Origin of the sequence: Pseudomonas sp. REP124, assembly GCF_020164475.1 — a bacterium.
In the GTDB taxonomy this organism is placed as follows: Bacteria; Pseudomonadota; Gammaproteobacteria; order Pseudomonadales; family Pseudomonadaceae; genus Aquipseudomonas.
Genome location: NZ_JAIQWX010000014.1, coordinates 24,052 through 48,755, shown reverse-complemented (window position 1 = coordinate 48,755; position 24,704 = coordinate 24,052). Strand labels below are relative to the sequence as shown.

At 60.3% G+C, this 24,704-nt stretch carries 21 protein-coding genes; 15 read left to right on the top strand and 6 right to left on the bottom strand.

Annotation, left to right across the window (positions count from 1 at the left end):
* Positions 1–318 precede the first annotated feature (318 nt).
* Complete coding sequence (rlmM, locus tag K9857_RS05820; RefSeq protein WP_224533903.1) at positions 319–1,392, top strand: 23S rRNA (cytidine(2498)-2'-O)-methyltransferase RlmM; 1,074 nt, start codon at positions 319–321, stop codon at positions 1,390–1,392.
* A gap of 192 nt (positions 1,393–1,584) precedes the next feature.
* Positions 1,585–1,836, top strand: a complete 252-nt coding sequence (tusA, locus tag K9857_RS05815; protein ID WP_224533902.1) for a sulfurtransferase TusA — start codon at positions 1,585–1,587, stop codon at positions 1,834–1,836.
* Between the two features lie 144 nt (positions 1,837–1,980).
* Here tusA and K9857_RS05810 read toward each other — a convergent pair whose 3' ends face one another.
* Positions 1,981–3,381, bottom strand: a complete 1,401-nt coding sequence (locus K9857_RS05810; RefSeq protein ID WP_224533901.1) for an MATE family efflux transporter — start codon at positions 3,379–3,381, stop codon at positions 1,981–1,983.
* A gap of 307 nt (positions 3,382–3,688) precedes the next feature.
* Here K9857_RS05810 and pdxB point away from each other — a divergent pair, with 307 nt between their 5' ends.
* Positions 3,689–4,831 (top strand): 4-phosphoerythronate dehydrogenase PdxB, encoded by a 1,143-nt coding sequence (gene pdxB / locus K9857_RS05805; protein ID WP_224533900.1) that lies wholly within the window; start codon positions 3,689–3,691, stop codon positions 4,829–4,831.
* 196 nt (positions 4,832–5,027) lie between these two features.
* Here pdxB and K9857_RS05800 read toward each other — a convergent pair whose 3' ends face one another.
* On the bottom strand, positions 5,028–5,207 hold the full coding sequence (locus tag K9857_RS05800) for a PA1571 family protein (RefSeq protein WP_224533899.1): 180 nt from the start codon (positions 5,205–5,207) through the stop codon (positions 5,028–5,030).
* A gap of 251 nt (positions 5,208–5,458) precedes the next feature.
* Here K9857_RS05800 and K9857_RS05795 point away from each other — a divergent pair, with 251 nt between their 5' ends.
* The gene (locus K9857_RS05795; RefSeq protein WP_224533898.1) at positions 5,459–7,246 is read left to right on the top strand and encodes an ABC transporter transmembrane domain-containing protein; all 1,788 of its coding nucleotides are present in this window, start codon (positions 5,459–5,461) and stop codon (positions 7,244–7,246) included.
* An 88-nt stretch (positions 7,247–7,334) separates the two neighbouring features.
* On the opposite strand, the gene K9857_RS05790 is transcribed toward K9857_RS05795, so the two are convergent.
* A complete protein-coding gene (locus K9857_RS05790; protein WP_224533897.1) occupies positions 7,335–9,263 on the bottom strand; it encodes a transglycosylase SLT domain-containing protein in 1,929 nt (642 codons plus the stop codon).
* A gap of 213 nt (positions 9,264–9,476) precedes the next feature.
* On the opposite strand from K9857_RS05790, the gene K9857_RS05785 reads away from it, so the two are divergent.
* Positions 9,477–11,396 carry an ATP-binding cassette domain-containing protein gene (locus K9857_RS05785; protein WP_224533896.1) on the top strand — a complete coding sequence of 640 codons (1,920 nt, stop codon included), beginning with the start codon at positions 9,477–9,479 and terminating at the stop codon, positions 11,394–11,396.
* A gap of 187 nt (positions 11,397–11,583) precedes the next feature.
* Here the strand turns inward: K9857_RS05785 and K9857_RS05780 are convergent, their stop codons facing one another.
* Positions 11,584–12,024: a universal stress protein gene (locus tag K9857_RS05780; RefSeq protein ID WP_224533895.1), complete on the bottom strand. Its 441-nt coding sequence runs from the start codon at positions 12,022–12,024 to the stop codon at positions 11,584–11,586.
* 104 nt (positions 12,025–12,128) lie between these two features.
* Here K9857_RS05780 and K9857_RS05775 point away from each other — a divergent pair, with 104 nt between their 5' ends.
* The 7 genes from K9857_RS05775 to K9857_RS05745 all read left to right on the top strand — a co-directional run bounded on the left by K9857_RS05775 (position 12,129) and on the right by K9857_RS05745 (position 20,643).
* Positions 12,129–12,566 carry a hypothetical protein gene (locus tag K9857_RS05775; RefSeq protein WP_224533894.1) on the top strand — a complete coding sequence of 146 codons (438 nt, stop codon included), beginning with the start codon at positions 12,129–12,131 and terminating at the stop codon, positions 12,564–12,566.
* Positions 12,567–13,174: 608 nt separating this feature from the next.
* A complete protein-coding gene (fadB, locus tag K9857_RS05770; RefSeq protein ID WP_224533893.1) occupies positions 13,175–15,322 on the top strand; it encodes a fatty acid oxidation complex subunit alpha FadB in 2,148 nt (715 codons plus the stop codon).
* A gap of 29 nt (positions 15,323–15,351) precedes the next feature.
* Entirely contained in the window at positions 15,352–16,527 is a 1,176-nt protein-coding gene (gene fadA, locus K9857_RS05765) for an acetyl-CoA C-acyltransferase FadA (RefSeq protein ID WP_224533892.1), read from the top strand.
* 98 nt (positions 16,528–16,625) lie between these two features.
* Complete coding sequence (locus tag K9857_RS05760) at positions 16,626–16,862, top strand: DUF1653 domain-containing protein (protein ID WP_224533891.1); 237 nt, start codon at positions 16,626–16,628, stop codon at positions 16,860–16,862.
* Positions 16,863–16,976: 114 nt separating this feature from the next.
* Complete coding sequence (gene topA, locus K9857_RS05755) at positions 16,977–19,604, top strand: type I DNA topoisomerase (RefSeq protein WP_224533890.1); 2,628 nt, start codon at positions 16,977–16,979, stop codon at positions 19,602–19,604.
* Positions 19,605–19,729: 125 nt separating this feature from the next.
* Positions 19,730–20,254 (top strand): DUF6586 family protein, encoded by a 525-nt coding sequence (locus K9857_RS05750; RefSeq protein ID WP_224533889.1) that lies wholly within the window; start codon positions 19,730–19,732, stop codon positions 20,252–20,254.
* Positions 20,255–20,409: 155 nt separating this feature from the next.
* Positions 20,410–20,643, top strand: coding sequence for a hypothetical protein (locus K9857_RS05745; RefSeq protein ID WP_224533888.1), 234 nt, complete (start codon positions 20,410–20,412; stop codon positions 20,641–20,643).
* 83 nt (positions 20,644–20,726) lie between these two features.
* Here K9857_RS05745 and sulA read toward each other — a convergent pair whose 3' ends face one another.
* Together sulA and lexA are read right to left on the bottom strand one after the other, a co-directional pair.
* Positions 20,727–21,206, bottom strand: coding sequence for an SOS-induced cell division inhibitor SulA (gene sulA, locus K9857_RS05740; protein WP_224533887.1), 480 nt, complete (start codon positions 21,204–21,206; stop codon positions 20,727–20,729).
* Positions 21,207–21,216: 10 nt separating this feature from the next.
* Entirely contained in the window at positions 21,217–21,825 is a 609-nt protein-coding gene (gene lexA / locus K9857_RS05735) for a transcriptional repressor LexA (RefSeq protein ID WP_175377991.1), read from the bottom strand.
* A gap of 229 nt (positions 21,826–22,054) precedes the next feature.
* Here lexA and psrA point away from each other — a divergent pair, with 229 nt between their 5' ends.
* From psrA to K9857_RS05720, 3 genes are all read left to right on the top strand, one after another.
* Entirely contained in the window at positions 22,055–22,762 is a 708-nt protein-coding gene (gene psrA, locus K9857_RS05730) for a transcriptional regulator PsrA (protein ID WP_175377992.1), read from the top strand.
* A gap of 170 nt (positions 22,763–22,932) precedes the next feature.
* Positions 22,933–23,931, top strand: a complete 999-nt coding sequence (gene nagZ / locus K9857_RS05725) for a beta-N-acetylhexosaminidase (protein ID WP_224533919.1) — start codon at positions 22,933–22,935, stop codon at positions 23,929–23,931.
* A gap of 12 nt (positions 23,932–23,943) precedes the next feature.
* Positions 23,944–24,681, top strand: coding sequence for an S-methyl-5'-thioinosine phosphorylase (locus K9857_RS05720; protein ID WP_224533886.1), 738 nt, complete (start codon positions 23,944–23,946; stop codon positions 24,679–24,681).
* Positions 24,682–24,704 lie beyond the last annotated feature (23 nt).

Genomic DNA, 24,704 nt, shown 5'->3' with positions numbered 1-24,704 from the left:
TCCTTTGCATCCGCACGGCTACGGACTGAGGGAACGGGCAGAGCATTAAACCTAGCCCGGTTTGGTGCGTAAGGCGAACCACCGGATGATCTGTGTTGCATCTCGGCGGGTACGATACTCAGAGTCCATGACAATGCTGATCGTTCGATCCGATGGCGGCCATCGTCCGATGGTGTGGCGCCACTAAACCAATGGATATCAGACAAGTCCCGGGCTGCGAACTCGGCTATCATGCGCCGGTTTTCGTGACAGGCTTTGCTCCAGCGCAAGCCTGGACATCGCGCAGTGGCCCGCTTGGCCATCTGCCCAGGAGTAAGAATGAATACCCTTTTTATGCATTGCCGGCCGGGCTTCGAAGGTGAAGTCTGCTCCGAGATTTCCGACATCGCCGCACGGCTGAACGTGGCGGGTTATGCCAAGGCCAAACCCGCCAGTGCCTGTGCCGAATTCGTCTGCACCGAGGAAGGTGGCGCGGAACGCCTGATGCGCGGCCAGCGTTTCGACCAGTTGATCTTCCCGCGCCAATGGGCACGAGGGATGTTCCTCGATTTGCCGGAAACCGATCGTATCAGCGTGATCCTCGCCCATCTGGCGGATTTCCCGACCTGCGGCAGCCTGTGGCTGGAAGTGGTCGACACTAACGACGGTAAAGAGCTGTCGACCTTCTGCAAGAAGTTTGAAGGCCCGCTGCGCAAGGCGCTGGTCGGTGCCGGCAGGCTGGTGGACGACGCCAGCAAGCCGCGTTTGCTGCTGACCTTCAAAAGTGGCCGTGAAGTGTTCGTCGGCCTGGCGGAATCCGACAATCAGGCGATGTGGCCGATGGGCATTCCGCGCCTGAAATTCCCTCGGGAGGCACCCAGCCGTTCGACGCTGAAACTGGAGGAAGCCTGGCATCACTTCATCCCGCGGGATCAGTGGGACGACCGCCTGCACAGCGACATGACCGGCGTCGATCTCGGCGCCGCGCCCGGCGGCTGGACCTGGCAACTGGTCAACCGCGGCATGCTGGTGACCGCCATCGACAACGGTCCGATGGCTGAAAGCCTGATGGACACGGGGTTGGTCCAGCACCTGATGGCCGACGGTTTCACCTTCAAGCCCAAGCAGCCGGTGGACTGGATGGTCTGCGACATCGTCGAGAAGCCGGCGCGCAACGCGGCGATGCTGGAGGAGTGGATTGGTGAGGGGCATTGCCGCGAAGCGGTGGTCAACCTCAAGTTGCCAATGAAGCAGCGTTATGCCGAGGTGAAGCGCCTGCTGGAACGCATCGCCGACGGCTTCAAGGCGCGGGGCATCAAGGTCGAGGTGGGCTGCAAGCAGCTGTACCACGATCGTGAAGAGGTCACCTGCCATTTGCGTCGACTGGACGTGAAAAAGCCGAAATCCCGCTGATCGTTTTTGATTCCTGTAGGAGCGAGCATGCTCGCGATGGTCGTCAACGATAACGCTGGGTACCTGACACCCAACGGCGCTCTCTGGTCCATCGCGAGCATGCTCGCTCCTACAGGGACGGCGTGACGCCACGTCGCAGATGACCGAACCCCGACAATGCGCGACAATGCCGGCCAGTTTCAGGAGTGAATCATGAGTGAAATGCTTGATACGCCGGTAGACGGCACCCTCGACGCCACCGGCCTCAACTGTCCGGAGCCGGTGATGATGCTGCACCAGCACATCCGTGACCTGGCGCCTGGCGGTCTGCTCAAGGTGATCGCCACCGACCCGTCGACCCGCCGCGACATTCCCAAGTTCTGCGTGTTTCTCGACCACGAACTGGTGGCGCAGCACGAAGACGCCGGTACCTATCTGTACTGGATTCGCAAGAAGTCCGGCTAAGGCCAGACCAGACACCAACCCTGTGTGAGCGAGCCTGCTCGCGATGCGGTGGTCCATTCAACATCGGTGTTGATTGACTGACCGCTATCGCGAGCAGGCTCGCTCCCACAGTTATTTAGCTTCCAGAGTTTTTGTGGAAAGGGCTCAGCCCGCCGAATGGCCGCTGCGAATCCGCTTGCGCGCACTGCGTGTCAGGCGGATCGACAGCATCAGCGCTGCGCAACTCAAGCCCGCGATCAAACCTTCCCACAGCCCGCTCGGGCCGCTGGCCGGGCCGAACAAGTCGGTCAACCCCAGCACATAACCCACCGGCAAACCGATGCCCCAGTAGGCGAACAGCGTCAGGATCATCGTCACCCGAGTGTCCTGATAGCCACGCAGCGCTCCGGCGCAGATTACCTGGATGGCATCGGAGAACTGATACAGCGCGGCATACACGATCAGCATCGAAGCGATCTGGATCACCGTCCTGTCGGGGGTGTAGATCGAAGCGATCGGTTCGCGCAGCAACATGATCAGGCTGGCCGAGAACGCCGCGAACACCAGTGCCGCGCCCAGTCCGACCTTGGCCGCAAAGCGCGCCTGATAAGGATTGCCGGCGCCCAGTGCCTGACCGACCCGCACGGTCACCGCCATCCCCAGGGAATACGGAATCATGAACAGCAGTGAACTGATGTTCAGAGCAATCTGGTGCCCGGCGACCACCGTCGGGCCGAGGCTGCCGATCAGCAGGGCGATGACTGCGAAGATGCTGGACTCGGCGAACACGGCGATGCCGATCGGCAGGCCGATGCTCACCAACCGTTTGATCACGGCCCATTGTGGACGATCGAAACGCGCCAGGACCCGGGTGCGGGCATAGAAGGGCGCCCAGAAAGTCCAGCCGGCCATGCTCAAGGCCATGAACCACATCACGATGCCGCTGGCCCAACCGCAACCGACACCACCCAATGCGGGCAAGCCGAAATGGCCATAAATCAGCGCATAGTTGAGCGGGATGTTCAGCAACAGGCCGCACAGGCCGATGACCATGCTCGGGCGGGTGCGGCCCATGCCATCGCTGTAGCAGCGCAGTACGTAATAAAAGGCAATGCCGGGAAAACCGAAGGCGATGCCGTGCAGGTAGCCCATGCTCGGCTCGATCAACTGCGGATCGACCTTCATCCAGTGCAGGATCGGCTCGGCGCTGAGCAGCAGTCCGCTGCCGATCAATCCGACACAGAGCGCCAGCCACAGGGCCTGGCGCACCAGCGGAGCGATCTGGTCGAACTGCGCGGCGCCAAAACGCTGGGCAACCTTGGGGGTGGTGGCCAACAGCACGCCGGACATCAACAGGTAAACCGGAATCCAGATCGAGTTGCCCAGCGCCACCGAGGCCAGGTCTCGCGGGCTGACACGCCCGGCCATGACCGCGTCGACGAAGCCCATGGCCGTGGTGGCCAGCTGCGCGATCATGATCGGCACGGCGAGCCCGAGCAGGCCCTTGAGTTCGACGCGAACCGGCGTGGTGCGAATTTGGGTGGAAGTGTCAGTTACGGAATTCACAGGCAAAGCGTCCAGGGTTTTGATGCGCAAGGCGGCGCATTCTACGCCTTGACGCAATGGTCAGGAAAAGACTGTGTTGGGGATTTGTAATTACGCATTCGGTTTCTGATCTGATCGTTCCCACGCTCCGCGTGGGAATGCAGCCCGGGACGCTCTGCGTCCCTTTTTAAAAGCGTGACGCAGAGCGTCACATGAGGCATTCCCACGCGGAGCGTGGGAACGATCAAGCGAGAGATTTCATCGATGTGGCGGGGGTGCGCGGCGGGCGTTATCCGCCTACACTGCCGATCCGCCAAAGGAGCCTGCCATGCTGATTGTTGCCGACGAAAATATCCCCCTGCTCGACGCCTTCTTTGAAGGTTTCGGCGAAATCCGCCGGGTGCCGGGACGTTCCATCGACCGCGCCACCGTCGAGCAGGCCGATGTGCTGCTGGTGCGCTCGGTGACCAACGTCAACCGCGCACTGCTCGAGGGCAGCAACGTTCGCTTCGTCGGCACCTGCACCATCGGCACCGATCACCTGGATCTGGATTACTTCGCCCAGGCCGGCATCACCTGGTCCAGCGCACCGGGCTGCAATGCCCGGGGGGTGGTCGACTATGTGCTCGGCAGCCTGCTGACCCTGTCCGAAATCGAAGGCGTCGACCTGACTCAACGCACCTACGGCGTGGTCGGGGCCGGTCAGGTCGGAGGGCGTCTGGTCAAGGTCCTGCAGGGTCTGGGCTGGAAAACCCTGGTCTGCGATCCGCCACGGCAAGCCGCCGAAGGGGGCGATTACGTCAGCCTGGAACAGATCATCGAGCAATGCGACGTGATCAGCCTGCACACGCCGCTGACCAAAAAAGGCCCGCAGTCGACCTGGCATTTGTTTGACAAGAAGCAGCTGAACCGACTCAAACCCGGTGCCTGGCTGATCAATGCCAGCCGCGGTCCGGTGGTCAACAACGCGGCTTTGCGCGATGTGCTGCTGGACCGGGAAGACCTGCAAGCAGTGCTGGACGTCTGGGAAGGCGAGCCGGAAGTCGATGCGGCGCTGGCCGATCTCTGTGTGTTGGCGACGCCGCACATTGCCGGTTACAGCCTCGACGGCAAGCAGCGGGGCACGGCGCAGATCTATCAGGCGTATTGCGATTTCCTCGGCCAGCCGGCCCGGGTCAATCTGAGCGATCTGCTGCCTGCACCCTGGCTGTCACAAGTGACCCTGGACGCCGAAACCGATCCGGCCTGGGCGCTGGCGATGCTGTGCCGTGGCGTCTACGACCCGCGCCGTGACGACGCGGATTTCCGCCGCAGTCTGGTCGGTAGTGTCAGTCAGCAGCGGGCGGCGTTCGATGCCTTGCGCAAGAACTACCCGTCGCGTCGGGAAATAGATGGATTGAAGGTGCGGATCGAAGGCGAGAGCCCGGCATTGCGGCAGATTGTGGCGGCGTTGGGGGCGTCGGCAGTTTAGAGACCAGGTTGGCCTCTTCGCGAGCAAGCCCGCTCCCACAATTTGACCCGGTTCCTTCAGGTGGAATGCGATCAAATTGTGGGAGCGGCGGTGCGACGATTCGACTTGCTCGCGAATGCAGACGCCGCAGATCTGTCAGAAAACACCCATAAAAAACCCGGCCACCAAGGGCCGGGTTCAGAAGACGTTGGCTATATCACTTTTGTTCGGCAGGCTTGACCAATCGCTTGTCCAGATCGCGGCAGGCTTTCTGGATCATGTCTTCAGTGATCGGTACTTCGCGCCCGTCCTTATCGATAATCGAGCAACCCAGAGACTGGTGTGGCTGCGTGCGGATCACTTCAATTTTGTCTTCGCTGCTGTTTTGCAAGGACATGGCCTGTCTCCTCTTCAGGTTGTGTGCCTAATGTAGAACCGTCAGGTGACCGGGCTGTGACAACTCCCTTCGATCAATTCATGGCGGCAACACCAGTCCACCAGAAATAACTCGACGTTGCTACCCGGACTTTAGATCGATAACGACTAGGGTCTGGTATAGCCGGTCATAATTAACCTGACTCATTGTGATTCACCGAGTTCCGCTCCGTTGAGCGGGTGCAGGGTGAACCTGTCAATTGTTCCTGTTGGATGATGCCGATGCTTTCAGTTCGCCACCGCCGCGCCCTTCGCCTCGCCAGCCGCTTCATCGCGCCGTATCGCTGGCACGCCCTGGGTGCCTTGCTTGCCTTGATCGTCACGGCGGGCATCACCCTGTCCATGGGGCAGGGCATTCGCTTGCTGGTGGATCAGGGTTTCATGACCCAGTCACCGCACTTGCTCAATCAATCCATCGGCTTGTTCATGCTGCTGGTGATGGGCCTGGCGGTGGGCACCTTCGCACGGTTTTACCTGGTGTCGTGGATCGGCGAGCGTTGCGTCGCCGACATCCGCCAGCGGGTATTCAACCATCTGATTTATCTGCATCCGGGTTTCTACGAAAACAATCGCAGCTCGGAAATCCAGTCACGCCTGACCGCTGACACCACGTTGCTGCAATCGGTGATCGGCTCTTCGCTGTCGATGTTCCTGCGCAACCTGTTGATGGTCATCGGCGGGATCGTCCTGCTATTTGTCACCAACCCCAAGCTCACCAGCATCGTGGTCGTCGCCTTGCCTCTAGTCATCGCGCCGATCCTGATCTTCGGCCGACGGGTGCGCAATCTGTCGCGGCTAAGCCAGGACCGCATCGCCGACATCGGCAGCTACGTTTCGGAAACCCTCGGCCAGATCAAGACCGTGCAGGCCTACAACCATCAGGCGCAGGACGAGCAACGTTTTGCCGCGACCGTGGAAGAGGCGTTCAACACCGCGCGTAAACGTATTTTTCAACGTGCCTGGCTGATCACCCTGGTGATCCTGCTGGTGCTGGGCGCCGTGGGCGTGATGCTCTGGGTGGGCGGCATGGACGTGATTGCCGGGCGGATTTCCGCGGGCGAGCTGGCGGCGTTCGTTTTCTACAGCCTGATCGTGGGCAGTGCGTTCGGCACCTTGAGCGAGGTGATCGGCGAATTGCAGCGGGCGGCAGGGGCGGCGGAAAGAATCGCGGAATTGCTGCGCTCGGAAAACATCATCGTGCCGCCGGCCAGCGACCTGGTGAAGCTGCCTGCGCGGGTGCTGGGCAATTTGCAATTGCAGGACGTGCGCTTTTCCTACCCGTCACGCCCGGAAAGCTATGCGGTCGATGGTTTGAGCCTGACGGTCAGGGCCGGTGAGACACTGGCGCTGGTCGGGCCGTCCGGTGCGGGCAAGTCGACGGTGTATGACTTGTTGCTGCGTTTCTACGACCCCGCCGAAGGACGCCTTCTGCTCGATGGCGTGCCACTGAAGCAACTCGATCCACTGGACCTGCGTCGTTGCTTCGCCCTGGTCTCGCAAACCCCGGCGCTGTTTTTCGGCAGCATCGAAGACAACATCCGCTACGGCAAGCCGACGGCGACTTTGGAAGAAGTTCAGGAAGCGGCAAAGATTGCCTATGCCCATGACTTCATCCAGGCGATGCCCAACGGTTATCAGACGCATCTGGGGGATGGTGGGCTAGGTTTGTCCGGTGGACAGCGCCAACGACTGGCCATCGCCCGAGCGCTGCTGGTGGATGCGCCGATTCTGTTGCTCGACGAAGCGACCAGCGCCCTTGATGCCCAGAGCGAACACCTGATTCAGCAGGCGCTGCCTAGCCTCATGAAAAACCGCACCACCCTGGTCATCGCCCATCGACTGGCGACCGTCAAGAATGCCGATCGCATTGCCGTCATGGATCAAGGGAAACTGGTAGCGGTGGGGACGCATCAGGAGTTGATTGCCAGTAATGCGCTGTATGCGCGATTGGCGGCGTTGCAGTTCAGTGATGGCAAAAGTGAACTCGATCTTCACCTGTAGGAGCTGCCGCAGGCTGCGATCTTCTGATCTTGAAAGATCGCAGCCTCGTTTCACTCGACAGCTCCTACATGGGCAGGGCGTTTAACGATTACTGATCATCAAAATACCGTTCATGCCAATCCACCAGCGGCTGCGGCGAATTGAGTTTCTGCCCGTAGATCACCGAATAAGACAGCACGTTCTGCACATACTGCCGCGTCTCGTCGAACGGAATGCTTTCCACCCACACGTCGAAACTCAGGTGGTCCGCGCCGCGCAGCCATTGGCGAACACGGCCGGGGCCGGCGTTGTAGGCGGCGGAGGCGAGGACGCGGTTGCCGTTGAACTGACTGTGGACCTGGCTCAGGTAAGCGGCGCCGAGCTGGATGTTCTTGTCCGGGTCGAACAGTTGCTGCGGCGAGGCGTAGGGAATGCTGAACTTGCGCGAAGTTTCCTTGGCGGTGGCGGGCATCAGTTGCATCAGACCGGAGGCACCGACACCGGAGCGGGCGTCGTCCATGAAGGCACTTTCCTGACGGGTAATGGCGAACACCCAGCTCGAGTGCAGACCGCGATTCTTCGCTTCACGCACCAGTGTGTTGCGGTAGGCCATCGGGAAACGGATGTCCAGATCATCCCAGTACTGGGCCTGACTGATGGTGCGAATCGCCGGGAAATACCATTTCAGGTCGTAGGCCAGTTTCGCCTGGGCGACCATCTCGTCACGACTGAAGTGGCGGCTGACGTGATACCACTCGCGACGACCGTCGACGATCTGCCCGCGGGCATGGAATTCCAGGGCGCGACGAATGCCAGGGGTGTTCCGCACCTTATTGATGGTGGCCTGGCTCAGCACCAGTGGCTTGTTGAGTAGCGAATAAGGCGATTGCGAACGGTCGGCGGCAAGAAAGCCGTAGAAGTCGCGCTCGCGAGCGAGGTTCTTGTAGAGAGTTTGGACTTCTGGATTCTGCGGCTGCGCCAGTTCCAGACTACGGGCCTGCCAGTAGCGCCAGCGATTGGTGGTGGCCAGGTCCTGAGGGAGGCGACGGGTCAGCTGATAGGCATCATCCCAACGAGCCAGGCGCAGGAGCAGGCGCATGCGCCATTCGGACACCGTGTTGTCGCGCAACTCCGGGTCGTACTTGGTCATCATGTCCAGCGCGCGGGCGTCGAAGCGGCGAGCGAGGGTCAGGCCGATTTCCCGGGCGATCGCCACTTTTTCATCGCGGGAGAAGTGCATGCTGCTGGCGTAGCTGTCGAGCAGGTTCATGGCCCGGTCCGGGTCCTGCCGGGCGAGACGGCGCAGGCCAAGGCTGACTACGTCCGACATCGCCTCGTCCGGCGGCGTGAAGCGCGACGGCTGATTGAGCAGTTCGGGATTCTGCGCCACGTCGATCAGCAGACGACCGCGAGGGGCGAGGGTGGTCAGGCCGTTTACCAGGCTGGTGGCCAGCGGGTAGTTGCGCGTCTGGGCTGCAAGCTTGGTGCGCTCCCAGCGTTTCTGTTCGGTCAATTGGCCTTCGGCGGCCCACATTCCGAACAACGCATCACAGGCTGCTGGCTGGGATTTGCCGGTCAGCCAGAGCTTGTTGGCGTTGGCGTAACCTTCGGCCTTGAGGTTGTGGCTGATCTGGTACTGCGCGTTCAGGCAGTCCAGTTCAGTGAAGTTCATCTTCGGGTCGTAATACTTGACGAAGGTCGCCCAGTCGCCGCGATCCGCCAGCCAGCGCAACCAGCGCAGCTTCATCCAGTTGGCCTGGGGCAGGTCGCCGTGTTCGGCGAGGAATTTTTCGATTTCGGCATTGCTCGCGGTTTTCAGGCGCGCGGTCAGCTCGTCATAGGCCAGGTAAGGTTCCAGCGGATAGTCGGCCAGGGCCTGGCTGTAACGGAAATAAGGACCGGTGTCGCCCTTGGCCAGGGCGCGTTTGGCTTCATCGTAATACTGGCGTTGGGTGGACAGATCCACTGCCTGGGCGGATTGAACGGCAGCGGCAGAAAGTAAAAAACACGACAAAAGATTGAAAAGGCGACTGCGCATGAGACGTCCGGACAGAAAAACCATGACAAGTGTCGACGATGCCGGCACTGAATTATCCGTAGCTTAGCCTTTTGCCAGCAGCCGGTGAAAGGTTTGCGGACCTGTCTGCATCAGTTCGCAACATTTGTACTGCAGAGTGCTTCGACAGTGAAATTGCCGGCCTTCTGAAGCCTCGATTCAGGTAGAATGCGCGCCCGGTTTTTGGAGAAGCTCATGACCCTGCTCAAATTCAGCGATGTGTCCCTTGCTTTCGGCGCTATGCCGTTGTTGGACAAGGTGTCCTGGCAGATCGCCCGTGGAGAGCGGGTGTGCATCATCGGCCGCAACGGCACTGGCAAGTCCAGCATGATGAAGCTCGTCAAGGGCGACCAGAAGCCCGATGACGGCTCCGTTTGGCGCATGCCCGGGCTCAAGATCGGCGAATTGCCGCAAGAATTGCCGGTAGCCGACGAGCGGACGGTGTTCGACGTCGTGGCTGCGGGCCTGGACGGTGTCGGTGCGCTGCTGGCCGAATATCACCACCTGAGCCAGAACATCGTCACCGACGCCGATCTGGAAAAGCTGATGCACGTCCAGCACGACCTCGAAGCCCGTGACGGCTGGCGTCTGCAGACCCTGGTCGACAGCACCCTCAGCCGCCTGCAACTGCCGGCCGACAAGACCCTCGCCGAACTGTCCGGCGGCTGGCGTCGTCGCGTGCTGCTGGCCCAGGCCCTGGTGTCCGAGCCGGATCTGCTGTTGCTCGACGAACCGACCAACCACCTGGACATCGGCGCCATCGCCTGGCTCGAAGAAGCGCTGAAGGATTTCCAGGGCGCCGTGCTGTTCATCACTCACGACCGTTCCTTCCTGCAAAACCTCGCCACCCGCATCCTCGAACTGGATCGCGGCGGGCTGATTGACTGGAACGGCGACTACGCCAGCTTCCTGGTGCATAAAGAAGCGGAGCTGGCCGCCGAAGCCACCGCCAACGCGCTGTTCGACAAGCGCCTGGCCCAGGAAGAAGTGTGGATTCGCCAGGGCATCAAGGCCCGGCGTACCCGTAACGAAGGCCGAGTTCGCGCCCTCAAGGCACTGCGCGTCGAGCGCAGCGAGCGTCGTGAGCGTACCGGCAAGGCCAACATTCAGTTGGACACGGCGGAAAAATCCGGCAAGCAGGTGATGGTGCTGGAGAACGTGAGCTTCGCCCACCCGGACGGTCCGTTCCTGATCAAGGATTTCTCCATGGTCCTGCAGCGCGGCGACCGTATCGGTCTGCTCGGCGCCAACGGTACCGGCAAGACCACGCTGCTCAAACTGATGCTCAGCGGCTTGCAGCCCACCAGCGGCAAGGTGGAAGAGGGCACGAAGATCGACGTGGCCTACTTCGACCAGCTGCGTCACCAGCTGGATCTGGAAAAAACCGTGATCGACAACGTCGCCGAAGGTCGCGACTTCATCGATATCGACGGCCAGAGCCGCCACGTGCTGAGCTACCTCGGCGATTTCCTGTTCAGCCCGCAGCGTGCCCGCACGCCGGTCAAGGCGTTGTCAGGTGGTGAGCGTGCCCGTCTGTTGCTGGCCAAGCTGTTCAGCAAGCCGGCGAACCTGCTGGTCCTCGACGAACCGACCAACGACCTCGACGTTGAAACCCTGGAACTGTTGGAAGAAGTGTTGCTGACTTTCAGCGGCACCGTATTGATGGTCAGCCACGACCGGGCATTCCTTGATAACGTGGTGACCAGCACCCTGGTGTTCGAAGGCGAAGGCAAGATTCGCGAGTACGTCGGCGGTTACCAGGACTGGCTGCGTCAGGGCGGCTCGCCGCGCCTGTTGGGCGTGACGGAAAGCAAGTCCGGCAAAGCCGATTTGAACTCCGCGATCGTCAAGGCTGAACCGGCACCGGTTGCGCCAGTTGCCGAAGCACCGGCGGCAAAGAAGAAGCTCAGCTACAAGTTGCAGCGTGAACTGGAAGCGTTGCCAGGGCAGATTGACGACATGGAGCAGCAGATCGCTGCCGTTGAAGCGCAGATGGCGGATGCCGGTTTCTATCTGCGTCCGGCGACCGAGACAGCTGCGGTGATCGCTCAGCTGGCGCAGTTGCAGGCTGAACTCGACGTGATGGTCGAGCGCTGGGCCGAACTGGATGCGTGATTGATCCGGCCATGAAAAAGCCCGGCGTTCAGCGATGAGCGCCGGGCTTTTTCACGTCTGACCCGATCCCTGTATCTGTAGGAGCCGAGCTTGCTCGCGATGGTCGCCAACGATGACGCTGGCTACCTGAAACCCCGCGGTGCTCTGTCTACCATCGCGAGCGTGCTCGCTCCTACAGAGGTCGAGATCAGTTTTTGCTTTGCAGGCGCACCGCCAGCACATCGCAAGGCGCGCCGTGCAGGACGTCATTGGCGGTAGAGCCCAGCAGCAATGCCAGGCCATGTCGGCCGTGACTGCCCACCACGATCATGTCGCAGTTATGTTCCTTGGCCAGGTGGTGAATCTCCTGGCGCGGCTGGCCGTAGGTCAGGTGACAGTTTTCCCGGGAAAGCTCCGGATACTTCACGATCAGGCGATCGAGGCGCTCCTTGGCCTGGTCGAACTGCTGCTGTTGCAGTTGTGACAGGTCCATCGGCACGTCACCGCCAAAGGCCATGGCCATTGGCTCGACGATGTGAACCATGGACAATTTTGCGCCGTTGCCGACCGCCAGTTCGCGAGCGCGGTGGATGACAGGGTCGCACTCTTCGGTGAGATCTACAGCGACCAGAATATGATCGTAGGGCATGAGGTGCTCCTCCTGAGAAACGCAATATTGGTAAGTATGGCTGGTTTCAAGCGCATTGGTTCCAAAGTGACTCAATCCGCTCATTCAAAATCGGGAGTACAGATATGACGGTCTGGATAGTGGTGTCAATCCTGCTGGTGGTTCTCAGCCCCCTGGCATGGTTGCGCCCCTCGCGCCATCAGAGTGGTCGCATGGCCCTGCGCATGGAAGCGCGACGCATCGGCCTGGCAATGCAACTCGCCCCTCAGGAATGGCCGCACTGGCTCAGTCAGGAGCCGCCAAACCCGTGTGCGCAGTACCACCGGCCCAGACGCGGTACCCAGCCGGCCTGCTGGAGTTTCTGGCAAAAATCACCGGGCTTGTGGGTGAACCAGTGGCAGGAGCCTTGCGAGGATCGGGCGCTGCTCGATCATTTCGAAAAGTTTCCGGGCAATGTCTACAAGGTCGAGGCCGACAAACAGATGATCGCCCTGTATTGGGGCGAGAAGGGCGAGGCCGAGGTCTTGCAGCACATCGATGCCACTCTCAAGGCATTGGCGTAGCAGACCCCTGTAGGAGCGAGCATGCTCGCGATGGACGTCAACGATAACGCTGGGAGCCTGATGCCCCGCGGTGTAGCGTCCACCATCGCGAGCAAGCTCGCTCCTACACAAAGCAGAAAGCGAAAATAAAAAGCCCGACAACATCATCGGGCGGGATGGCCAGGCAGGCCGGTAAATTAATTTTGTTTCATCTCGCGTCCGGCATTCGCCAGTGGCGTACAAATCCCTTCTGAGGTTTCGCCAGCGTAGCTTGTTAAATAAAGGCTGCCGCGAATTAGGGCGACTTTTCTAATGATTGATCCTATGAATGTCTCTACATGCAAACGCATGTTTTAGGTCGTTGTCCTACAGAAATGACCGCAAAGTCGCATTTCAACCCGCATTTTGGGCGATTGACAATTGGCGGAAATTCCGTGAAGGTGGCGTACCCAAATCAAACGGGCGTATGAATTGAGCGTTTGTTTTTAAACCGCTCCTACAGAATCCCGACTATCGCGTTGGCGGGTGTGCCGGGTGGATAGGCGTAGCATCGACGAAAGACGTCCCTGCCAGCCCTTCGCCTGCTTCCGACGTGTACTGTTCAGCTTCCATATCGTGGAGATCAGTTGATGATTTACGAAGGTAAAGCCATCACGGTTAAGGCTCTTGAAAGTGGTATCGTCGAACTGAAGTTCGACCTCAAGGGTGAGTCCGTCAACAAGTTCAACCGTCTAACCCTGAACGAACTGCGTCAGGCCGTGGACGCCATCAAGGCAGATGCTTCGATCAAGGGCGTGATCGTCAGCAGTGGCAAGGACGTGTTCATCGTCGGCGCCGACATCACCGAATTTGTCGAGAACTTCAAGCTGCCGGATGCAGAGCTGGTTGCTGGCAATTTGGAAGCCAACAAGATTTTCAGCGATTTCGAAGACCTCAACGTTCCGACCGTTGCCGCGATCAATGGCATTGCGCTGGGTGGCGGTCTGGAAATGTGCCTGGCCGCGGACTACCGCGTCATGTCCACCAACGCCAAGATCGGCCTGCCGGAAGTCAAGCTGGGCATCTACCCGGGCTTCGGCGGTACCGTGCGCATGCCGCGTCTGATCGGTGTCGACAACGCCATCGAATGGATTGCCGCCGGCAAGGAAAACCGTGCCGAAGACGCGCTGAAAGTCGGCGCCGTCGATGCCGTGGTTGCCCCTGAGAAATTGCAGGAAGCTGCGCTGGAACTGATCAAGCGCGCCATTTCCGGCGAGTTCGATTACAGGGCCAAGCGCCAGCCGAAGCTGGAAAAGCTCAAGCTCAACGCCATCGAGCAAATGATGGCTTTCGAAACCGCCAAGGGTTTCGTAGCCGGTCAGGCGGGTCCTAACTACCCGGCACCGGTCGAAGCGATCAAGACCATCCAGAAAGCCGCGAACTTCGGTCGTGACAAGGCGCTGGAAGTCGAAGCCGCCGGTTTCGTGAAGCTGGCCAAGACCCCGGCTGCACAAAGCCTGATCGGTCTGTTCCTGAACGATCAGGAACTGAAGAAAAAGGCCAAGGCCTACGACGAAATCGCCAAGGACGTGAAGCAGGCCGCCGTATTGGGCGCCGGCATCATGGGTGGCGGTATCGCTTATCAGTCGGCTTCCAAAGGCACGCCGATCCTGATGAAGGACATCAACGAGCACGGTATCGAGCAGGGGCTGGCCGAAGCCGCCAAACTGCTGGTTGGTCGTGTCGAAAAAGGCCGCATGACCGCCGCGAAAATGGCTGAAGTGCTCAACGGCATTCGCCCGACCCTGTCCTACGGTGATTTCGGTCACGTGGACCTGGTGGTTGAAGCGGTCGTCGAGAACCCTAAGGTCAAGCAAGCCGTTCTGGCCGAAGTCGAATCCCAGGTCAAGGAAGGCACCATCCTCGCTTCCAACACCTCGACCATTTCCATCAGCCTGCTGGCCAAGGCCCTCAAGCATCCGGAAAACTTCGTCGGCATGCACTTCTTCAACCCGGTGCACATGATGCCGCTGGTGGAAGTGATCCGTGGCGAGAAGTCCAGCGAACTGGCCGTTGCCACCACCGTTGCCTACGCCAAGAAAATGGGCAAGAACCCGATCGTGGTCAACGACTGCCCGGGCTTCCTGGTCAACCGCGTCCTGTTCCCGTACTTCGGCGGTTTCGCCAAACTGGTCAGCGCCGGTGTCGACTTCGTGCGCATCGACAAGGTCATGGAAAAATTCGGCTGGCCGATGGGCCCGGCGTACCTGATGGACGTGGTCGGCATCGACACCGGCCACCACGGTCGCGACGTCATGGCTGAAGGTTTCCCTGACCGCATGAAAGACGACACTCGTTCGGCTGTAGACGCGCTGTACGAAGCCAATCGTCTGGGTCAGAAGAACGGCAAGGGTTTCTACGCCTACGAGGCCGACAAGAAGGGCAAGCAGAAGAAAGTCGTCGATCCGTCGGTGCTTGAAGTGCTCAAGCCAGTTGTCTTCGAACAGCGTGAAGTCACTGACGAAGACATCATCAACTGGATGATGATCCCGCTGTGCCTGGAAACCGTACGCTGCCTGGAAGACGGCATCGTCGAAACCGCCGCCGAAGCCGACATGGGTCTGGTCTACGGTATTGGTTTCCCTCCATTCCGTGGCGGTGCGCTGCGCTACATCGATTCGATCGGTGTGGCCGAGTTCGTTGCCCTGGCTGACCAGTACGCTGATTTGGGCGCGCTGTACCACCCGACCGCGAAGCTGCGCGAAATGGCCAAGAACGGCCAGAGCTTCTTCGGTTAAGCGCCCCCAACTAGAGTGAGAGTGAACTTATGAGCTTGAATCCTAGAGACGTCGTGATTGTCGACTTCGGTCGTACTCCGATGGGCCGCTCCAAGGGCGGCATGCACCGCAACACCCGTGCCGAAGACATGTCGGCGCACCTGATCAGCAAAGTGCTGGAACGCAATACCAAGATCGACCCGAACGAAGTCGAGGACGTGATCTGGGGTTGCGTGAACCAGACCCTGGAGCAGGGCTGGAACATCGCGCGCATGGCGTCGCTGATGACCCAGATCCCGCACACCTCGGCCGCCCAGACCGTCAGCCGTCTGTGTGGCTCGTCCATGAGCGCCCTGCACACCGCTGCGCAGGCGATCATGACCGGCAACGGTGACGTTTTCGTCGTTGGTGGCGTCGAGCATATGGGCCACGTGAGCATGATGCACGGTGTCGATCCGAACCCGCACATGTCGCTGTACGCGGCAAAAGCTTCGGGCATGATGGGCCTCACCGCGGAAATGCTCGGCAAAATGCACGGCATTACCCGCGAACAGCAGGACGCCTTTGGTCTGCGCTCCCACCAACTCGCCCACAAGGCGACCGTGGAAGGCAAGTTCAAGGACGAAATCATCCCGATGCAGGGCTATGACGAGAACGGTTTCCTGAAACTGTTCGACTACGACGAAACCATTCGTCCGGAAACTACCCTGGAAAGCCTGGCGACTCTGAAGCCGGCGTTCAACCCTAAAGGTGGTACCGTGACTGCCGGTACTTCGTCGCAGATCACCGATGGTGCTTCGTGCATGATCGTGATGTCGGCGCAGCGTGCACAGGACCTGGGGATCCAGCCGATGGCGGTGATCCGTTCGATGGCAGTGGCAGGTGTGGATCCGGCGATCATGGGCTATGGTCCAGTACCGGCTACACAAAAAGCACTGAAGCGCGCAGGCCTTGCTATCAACGATATCGACTTCTTCGAGCTCAACGAAGCTTTCGCCGCACAGGCCCTGCCAGTGCTGAAAGACCTGAAAGTGCTCGACAAGATGAACGAGAAGGTTAACCTGCACGGCGGCGCGATCGCCCTGGGTCACCCGTTCGGTTGCTCAGGTGCCCGTATCTCCGGCACTTTGCTCAATGTGATGAAGCAAAATGGCGGTACCCTCGGGGTAGCCACCATGTGCATTGGCCTCGGCCAGGGCATCACCACCGTCTTCGAACGCGTTTAAGCGAGTCGTTGACGGAAGCCGGGGCCAAGTGCCCCGGTTTTTGTTTTTCCGGGTTTAATTTGTTTTTATTTTGAAAAAATTTGAGTGAGGGCCGAAGCATGCCGATACAACCAGGGCTCTACCAACATTACAAAGGTCCGCAGTACCGCGTATTCAGTGTCGCGCGGCATTCCGAGACCGAGGAAGAAGTGGTCTTTTACCAAGCCCTGTATGGCGATTACGGCTTTTGGGTACGTCCCTTGAGCATGTTCCTGGAGTCGGTCGAAGTTGACGGCGAGCAGGTGCCACGCTTTGCTTTGGTGCAGGCCGAAGAGAGTGTTTTTAACAAGCCATGAGCTGAGTGCGCGCAAAACCCTGCGCTTGACCTCACCTTGTAGCCACTATATATAGCGGTGCCGCGTCAGGCGCCAACCGCCTTTCACTTCTAGAATTCAGGAATTTTCTGATCCATGGGCAAATCGCTGGTCATTGTGGAATCCCCGGCTAAGGCCAAGACCATCAACAAGTATCTGGGCAACCAATACGTGGTGAAGTCGAGTATCGGCCATATCCGAGACCTGCCCACCAGCGGTTCGGCTAGCGCCGCCAAAGAGCCTGCCGCCAAGCGCGGCAAGGCTGCTGGGGGCGAAGCGCCGGCGCTGTCGCCGAAAGAAAAGGCACGCAAGCAGCTGGTCGCTCGCATGGGGGTCGATCCCGATCATGGCTGGAAAGCCAAGTACGAGATCCTTCCAGGCAAGGAAAAGGTCATCGAAGAGCTGCGCCGGCTCGCCAAGGATGCTGACACCATCTATCTCGCAACCGACTTGGATCGCGAGGGGGAAGCCATTGCCTGGCACCTGCGCGAAGCCATCGGTGGGGACGACAGCCGCTACAAGCGGGTGGTGTTCAACGAAATCACCAAGAAAGCCATCCAGGAAGCCTTCTCCGAGCCTGGCGAGCTGGACATCGACCGTGTAAACGCCCAGCAGGCGCGTCGTTTCCTCGACCGCGTTGTGGGTTACATGGTTTCGCCGCTGCTCTGGGCCAAGATCGCTCGCGGCCTGTCTGCCGGTCGCGTGCAGTCGGTTGCGGTAAAGCTGGTGGTCGAGCGTGAGCGTGAAATCCGCGCGTTCATCCCGGAAGAGTACTGGGAAGTCCACGCTGACCTGGGCACCGCCAAAGGCGCATCCGTGCGTTTCGAAGTCGCTCGCGAGAAAGGCGAAGCCTTCAAGCCGCTGAACGAAGCCCAGGCCATGGCCGCGCTGGAAAAGCTCAAGGCTTCCAGCTACAGCATCGTCAAGCGTGAAGACAAACCGACCAGCAGCAAGCCGTCGGCACCGTTCATTACCTCCACCCTGCAACAGGCCGCGAGCAACCGCCTGGGCTTCGGTGTGAAGAAAACCATGATGATGGCCCAGCGTCTGTACGAAGCCGGCTACATCACTTATATGCGTACGGACTCCACCAACCTCTCGGCCGATGCCGTGGCGATGGCGCGTACTTATATTGAAGACGAATTCGGCAAGAAGTACCTGCCCGAAACTCCGAACGTCTACAGCAGCAAGGAAGGCGCACAAGAGGCTCACGAAGCGATTCGTCCTTCCGACGCCAATACCACGCCGGCCAAGCTGTCGGGCATGGAGCGCGATGCCGAGCGTCTCTACGAGCTGATCTGGCGCCAGTTCCTCGCTTGCCAGATGTTGCCTGCGCAATACCTGTCGACTACGGTCACCGTCGCTGCCGGCGACTTCGAGCTGCGTGCCAAGGGCCGTATCCTCAAGTTCGACGGCTACACCCGCGTGATGCCGCAAATCGCCAAGCCGGGCGATGATGACGTGCTGCCGGACATGGCCCAGGGCGATGCGATGAAGCTGATCCAGCTTGATCCGACCCAGCACTTCACCAAGCCGCCGGCGCGTTACTCCGAAGCCAGCCTGGTCAAGGAGATGGAAAAGCGCGGTATCGGTCGTCCTTCGACCTATGCGGCGATCATTTCCACCATCCAGGACCGCGGCTACGTGGCGCTGCACAACCGTCGTTTCTACTCGGAAAAGATGGGCGACATTGTCACCGAGCGTCTGGCCGAGAGCTTCTCCAACCTGATGGACTACGGCTTCACCGCCGGCATGGAAGAGCACCTCGATGACGTGGCCCAGGGCGAACGCGACTGGAAGAACGTACTGGACGAGTTCTACGGCGACTTCAAGAAGAAGCTCGAAGTGGCCGAGAGCCCGGACAACGGCATGCGTGCCAACCAGCCGGTCATGACCGACATTCCGTGCACCACCTGCGGTCGTCCGATGCAGATCCGTACCGCGTCGACCGGCGTGTTCCTCGGCTGCTCGGGCTACAGCCTGCCACCGAAAGAGCGCTGCAAGGCCACCGTCAACCTGGTGCCGGGCGATGAAATCGCCGCGGACGACGAAGGTGAGTCGGAATCGCTGGTACTGCGTGGCAAACACCGTTGCCCGATCTGCAGCACGGCGATGGATGCCTATCTGCTCGACGAGAAGCGCAAGCTGCACATCTGCGGTAACAACCCGGATTGCGCAGGCTACGAGATCGAGGAGGGCACCTATCGCATCAAGGGCTATGAAGGCCCGAGCCTGGAATGCGACAAGTGTGGCAGCGAGATGCAACTCAAGACCGGTCGTTTCGGCAAGTTCTTCGGTTGCACCAACCCGACCTGCAAGAACACCCGCAAACTGCTGAAGAGCGGTGATGCGGCGCCGCCGAAGATGGACCCGGTGAAGATGCCTGAGCTGAAATGCGAAAAGGTCAACGACACCTACATCCTGCGCGACGGTGCTTCCGGCCTGTTCCTGGCAGCCAGCCAGTTCCCGAAAAACCGCGAGACCCGTGCGCCGCTGGTGTCCGAGATCATCCCGCACAAGGACGAGATCGATCCGAAGTATCACTTCCTGTGTGAAGCACCGAAGAAAGATCCGGATGGCCTGCCTGCGGTGATCCGCTACAGCCGCAAGACCAAGGAGCAATACGTGCAGACCGAAGTCGACGGCAAGCCGACCGGCTGGAAAGCGTATTACGACGGTGGCAAGTGGACCGTTGAAGACAAGCGGCCTGCCGCAAAGTCTTGATCTGAGCTGAACCGAAAAGGCCGCATGTCACCATGCGGCCTTTTTTTGCGCTTGCGGTGGACTCGGTTGATCCCCGACACTGTTCGACCTGCGTGATGCATCATTTCGTTGTGGAGGCTGCCGTCATGGCCCACGAACTCTATACCCGTACCAACCAGAAGATTTATTTTGCCGGCCTTTCGCTGGAAGCGCTGGCCAAGGCTGAAGAGGCGCGGTCGATGAATTCCCTGGCGCTGATTCAGGCGGGTCGCGAATCGGCGTTGTTTCATCTGTATGGCGCCCTGTTGGGTCTGTGCCATGAAATCGCCGGGTTCTATCGCCTGCCACAGGCCAATTCCCAGCGCGCGGAAACGCTGCTGACTCGGGAAGTGCTGGAAACCATCGCCATTCCCGAATTGGCCGAGATGATCGAGCTGGCCAACAATCCAGAAACCTGGCTGGCCAGACTGCTCGCGGCCCACTCGGCGCTGTTCCAGCCGCCTCGTGCGCCCCGCAAGCCCAAGGGCGACGTCACGCAGCCTTTGATTCAGGCGGTGAACCTCGACGAAGAAGAAACGCCCGATGAGTTGAGCCGTGAAGAACTGGAGAGCTGGCGCCAGAACCTCAAGAGCCTGGCGCTGCGTTTTCGAGAAGGCTTGAACGAATGCTGAGGGTCAGGGGTCTTTGACGGGCGGCACGCAAAGGCTGCCATTCGAGGGAAGAGAGTTGTCGGAAATTTCTCTTCGTGGTGGCAGCTGGTCAAGATCCCGAGCGAAGCCCGATTGATGGCTATATAATCCCCGCCTTTCCTGGAGAACACACCTTTATGCCAACGTCCTTTTTAGAAATTGTCGAGTTACCAGACGGCCGAATCGAGCTGCGCAGGGCCGAGGACGAGGGTTCTCTGGTTACTTTGGATTTCTCGGAGGATGCCAAGGCGTTCCTGCAAGGCCAGCATGTCGAAGTCGCCAAGGCGATGCTGAGCGTTGGTGTGCAGATGGCCGGGCGCCTGGTTGAAGGCGAACTGGAAAAAGATGAGGGGCCGCGGGTCCTGCACTGATCCCGCCCGTCGGTTTCTGCCAATACCGCCACAGATCGGCTTCTCTGCCCCAGGAGAAGCCCTGCGCCGTTTCAGGCGCGACGTTAACCCAATCGAATATTCAGGCTTTGTGCGTCCCCGGTCCGGGCGGCGCTGATCAGTTGTTGGCGCGCGCTGGTGCTCAGCGGGTTGAGCCAGCTGACGACTGTATGACTGCGACCGAGACGCAAGGCTTCGCAGGTCAATTGCTGGGCGCTCTGGGTGCCACTCGGTTGCAGCAGCAGGATGCGTTCGCGATTGAGGCCGGCATCCCGAAGCCACGCCTGGGTCACGCTGGCGGGCGGGGCGATCAGGGTCAGCCAGCGTGCGTCCTTGTCCTGGCTCAGTTCCCTGAGGATCGGGGCCAGCAGGTTCAGGCAATTCCCCGCCGCACCACGTAGAGACAGCTCACTGAAGACCTCGGGTTCGGCGCTCCAGGGCGACTCGACCACTTCCTCCAGGATCGGCGCCAGAGGCTGGGCCAGGAATGCCTCGAACAGCAACGGCAGTTGGGCTTGCTGTGGTGATGTGTGCGGGAAATGCATAAAGCCTCCGTTAGCGGCGAATGACGCCGACACTCAAACCTTCGATCACCAGATCCTGATCCTTGAGGTTCACTTCGATAGGGGCGAATTCCGGGTTCTCGGCGATCAGCCAGACCTTGCTGCCGTCACGCTTGAAGCGCTTGACGGTCACTTCATCGCCGATGCGCGCCACCACGATCTGGCCGTTGCGGGCCTCGCGAGTGGTGTGCACGGCCAGCAGGTCACCGTCGAAAATGCCCACGTCCTTCATGCTCATGCCGTGCACTCGCAACAGATAGTCGGCGCGGGGATGAAAGAAGGAAGGATTGATGTTGCAGGACTCTTCGACGTGCTGCTGGGCCAGGATCGGTGCGCCGGCAGCTACGCGTCCGATGATGGGCAGGGTGGAGTCGTCGGCCTTGGCTTCTAGGCCAGGGATACGGATGCCGCGGGACGCGCCCGGGGTCATTTCGATGGCGCCCTTGCGGGCCAGCGCCTTGAGGTGTTCTTCAGCAGCGTTTGGCGATTTGAAACCCAGTTCCTGAGCGATTTCCGCGCGGGTCGGAGGGTAGCCGTTGTCTTCCAGGCAGCGTTTGATGAAAGCCAGAATCTCGGCTTGGCGTGGCGTCAGCTTTAGCATATTGATCGCTCTGTTTTTTTATACAGTGACTGGGATTATATACAGTGAAGCGGTCTTGGCAATGCCCCTTTTTCTCCAGGCTGCCGGACGGTCGAGAAACCGGTGGATGGAAGCTTTGCGGTTGTATGGTTAAATGTCTGACCGACCATTCCCAAAACGAACTGCCAGACTTGACAAGACATAGCTTGAAACGTATGTTTCAAACAAGTGTTTGTCAGGCGGAGTAGCCATGGCCCAGTCGGAAACCGTTGAACGCATTCTCGATGCTGCCGAGCAGTTGTTCGCGGAAAAAGGTTTCGCCGAAACCTCATTGCGTCTGATCACCAGCAAGGCCGGTGTCAACCTGGCTGCGGTGAACTATCACTTCGGATCGAAAAAGGCGCTGATTCAAGCGGTCTTTTCGCGTTTTCTCGGGCCATTCTGCATCAGCCTCGATAAAGAGCTGGAGCGGCGCCAGGCCAAACCTGAAATCAAGCCTTCCCTCGAAGAACTGCTGGAAATCCTGGTCGAACAGGCTCTGGTGGTGCAGCCCCGCAGTGGCAACGATCTCTCGATCTTCATGCGCTTGCTCGGCCTGGCCTTCAGCCAGAGCCAGGGGCATTTGCGTCGTTATCTGGAAGACATGTACGGCAAGGTTTTCCGCCGTTACATGATGCTGGTAAACGAGGCTGCGCCGCGTATTCCGCCGATCGAGCTGTTCTGGCGCGTGCACTTCATGCTCGGTGCCGCTGCGTTCAGCATGTCGGGTATCAAGGCATTGCGTGCCATTGCCGAAACCGACTTCGGTGTGAACACCTCCATCGAGCAGGTCATGCGCCTGATGGTGCCGTTTCTCGCCGCCGGCATGCGCGCCGAGACCGGCGTCACCGACGCTGCCATGGCCGCGGCGCAATTGCGTCCACGTAGCAAATCGACACAGGTCGCCGCCAAGGTTTGACCCTGCACGGGTGGGCGCGGCAGCTGACATCCGTTAAGCTAGCCGCCCATGCCGACTCTCGTTCTGAATCCGCTTCCCACTGATATCGCCGACCTGCCGGGCACAGCCCACGGCGGCGAATCCGTGAGAGGCGGATTTTTCGTTATCAAGGAATCTCTATGACTGCTGGCCTGCAAGGCTCGTTGATGGTGGACGTCGCCGGTACCTGGCTGACGGCCGAAGATCGCCAATTGTTGCGCCAGCCCGAAGTGGGCGGCCTGATCATTTTTGCCCGCAACATCGAGCATCCGCGCCAGGTTCGCGAGTTGAGCGCGGCAATTCGCGCCATTCGCCCTGATCTGCTGCTGGCCGTGGATCAGGAAGGCGGGCGGGTCCAGCGCCTGCGTCAGGGCTTCGTGCGTCTGCCGGCCATGCGCGCCATTGCCGACAACCCCAACGCCGAATACCTGGCCGAGCAATGTGGCTGGATCATGGCCACCGAAGTCCTGGCCGTCGGCCTGGACCTGAGCTTCGCCCCGGTGCTGGACCTCGATCACCAGCGCAGCGCCGTGGTCGGCACCCGCTCGTTCGAAGGTGATCCGGAGCGCGCCGCGCTGCTGGCCGGCGCCTTCATACGCGGCATGAACAGCGCCGGCATGGCCGCAACCGGCAAGCATTTCCCGGGTCATGGCTGGGCCGAGGCCGATTCCCACGTGGCGATCCCGAATGACGAGCGTAGTCTCGACGAGATCCGCGCCAAGGATCTGGTGCCGTTCGCCAAACTGAGCAAGCAACTGGCCGCCGTCATGCCGGCTCACGTGATTTATCCACAGGTCGATGCGCAACCCGCCGGCTTCTCCCGTCGCTGGTTGCAGGACATCCTGCGCGGCGAGCTGCAATTTGACGGAGTGATCTTCAGCGACGACCTGTCCATGGCCGGCGCGCATGTGGTGGGCGATGCCGCCAGCCGCATCGAGGCGGCGCTGACGGCCGGCTGCGACATGGGCCTGGTGTGTAACGATCGCGCTGCCGCGGAGCTGGCGCTGAGCGCCGCGCAACGCCTGAAGGTCAAGCCGTCGGCGCGCATCGCGCGGATGCGCGGTCAGGCGCATGCCTGCACCGACTACCGTCAGGATCCTCGCTGGCTGGCCGCCGTTGGTTCGCTCAAAGAAGCTCAATTGATTGACTGAGGACAGGCTGCCATGACGGTTTACGCGATTATCGGTGGCACTGGCCTGACTCAACTCGAAGGCTTGAGTATTCGTCAGTCCCTGATGGTCGACACACCGTACGGCACGCCGTCGGCCGAGGTGCAGATCGGCGAGTACGCGGGCAAGGAAGTGCTGTTCCTTGCCCGTCACGGTCATCCGCACCGTTTCCCGCCGCACCAGGTGAACTACCGCGCCAACCTCTGGGCGTTGAAACAGGCAGGCGCCGAGGCGATTCTGGCGGTGAATGCCGTAGGCGGAATTCATGCGGCGATGGGCACCGGACATTTCTGCGTGCCTCATCAGTTGATCGACTACACCTACGGTCGTCAGCACACCTACTTCGCCGATGACCTGGAGCAGGTCACCCACATCGATTTCAGCTATCCGTACAGCGAACCGCTGCGCCAGCAATTGATCGCGGCGCTGACGGCCGAAGGCGTCGGTTACAGCGCGCAGGGTGTGTACGCCTGCACCCAGGGCCCGCGGCTGGAAACCGTTGCCGAGATCGCCCGTCTGGAGCGTGATGGTTGCGACATCGTCGGCATGACCGGAATGCCGGAAGCGGCATTGGCCCGTGAGCTGGAGCTGGATTACGCCTGCCTGGCGCTGGTGGTGAATCCGGCGGCGGGCAAGTCGACGTCGGTGATCACCATGGCCGAGATCGAACAGGCGCTGCTTGGCGGAATGGGCAAGGTGAAGTCGACGCTGGCTCGGGTGCTCATGGGCTGAGTTCGGCTGATTACCGAGTTGAA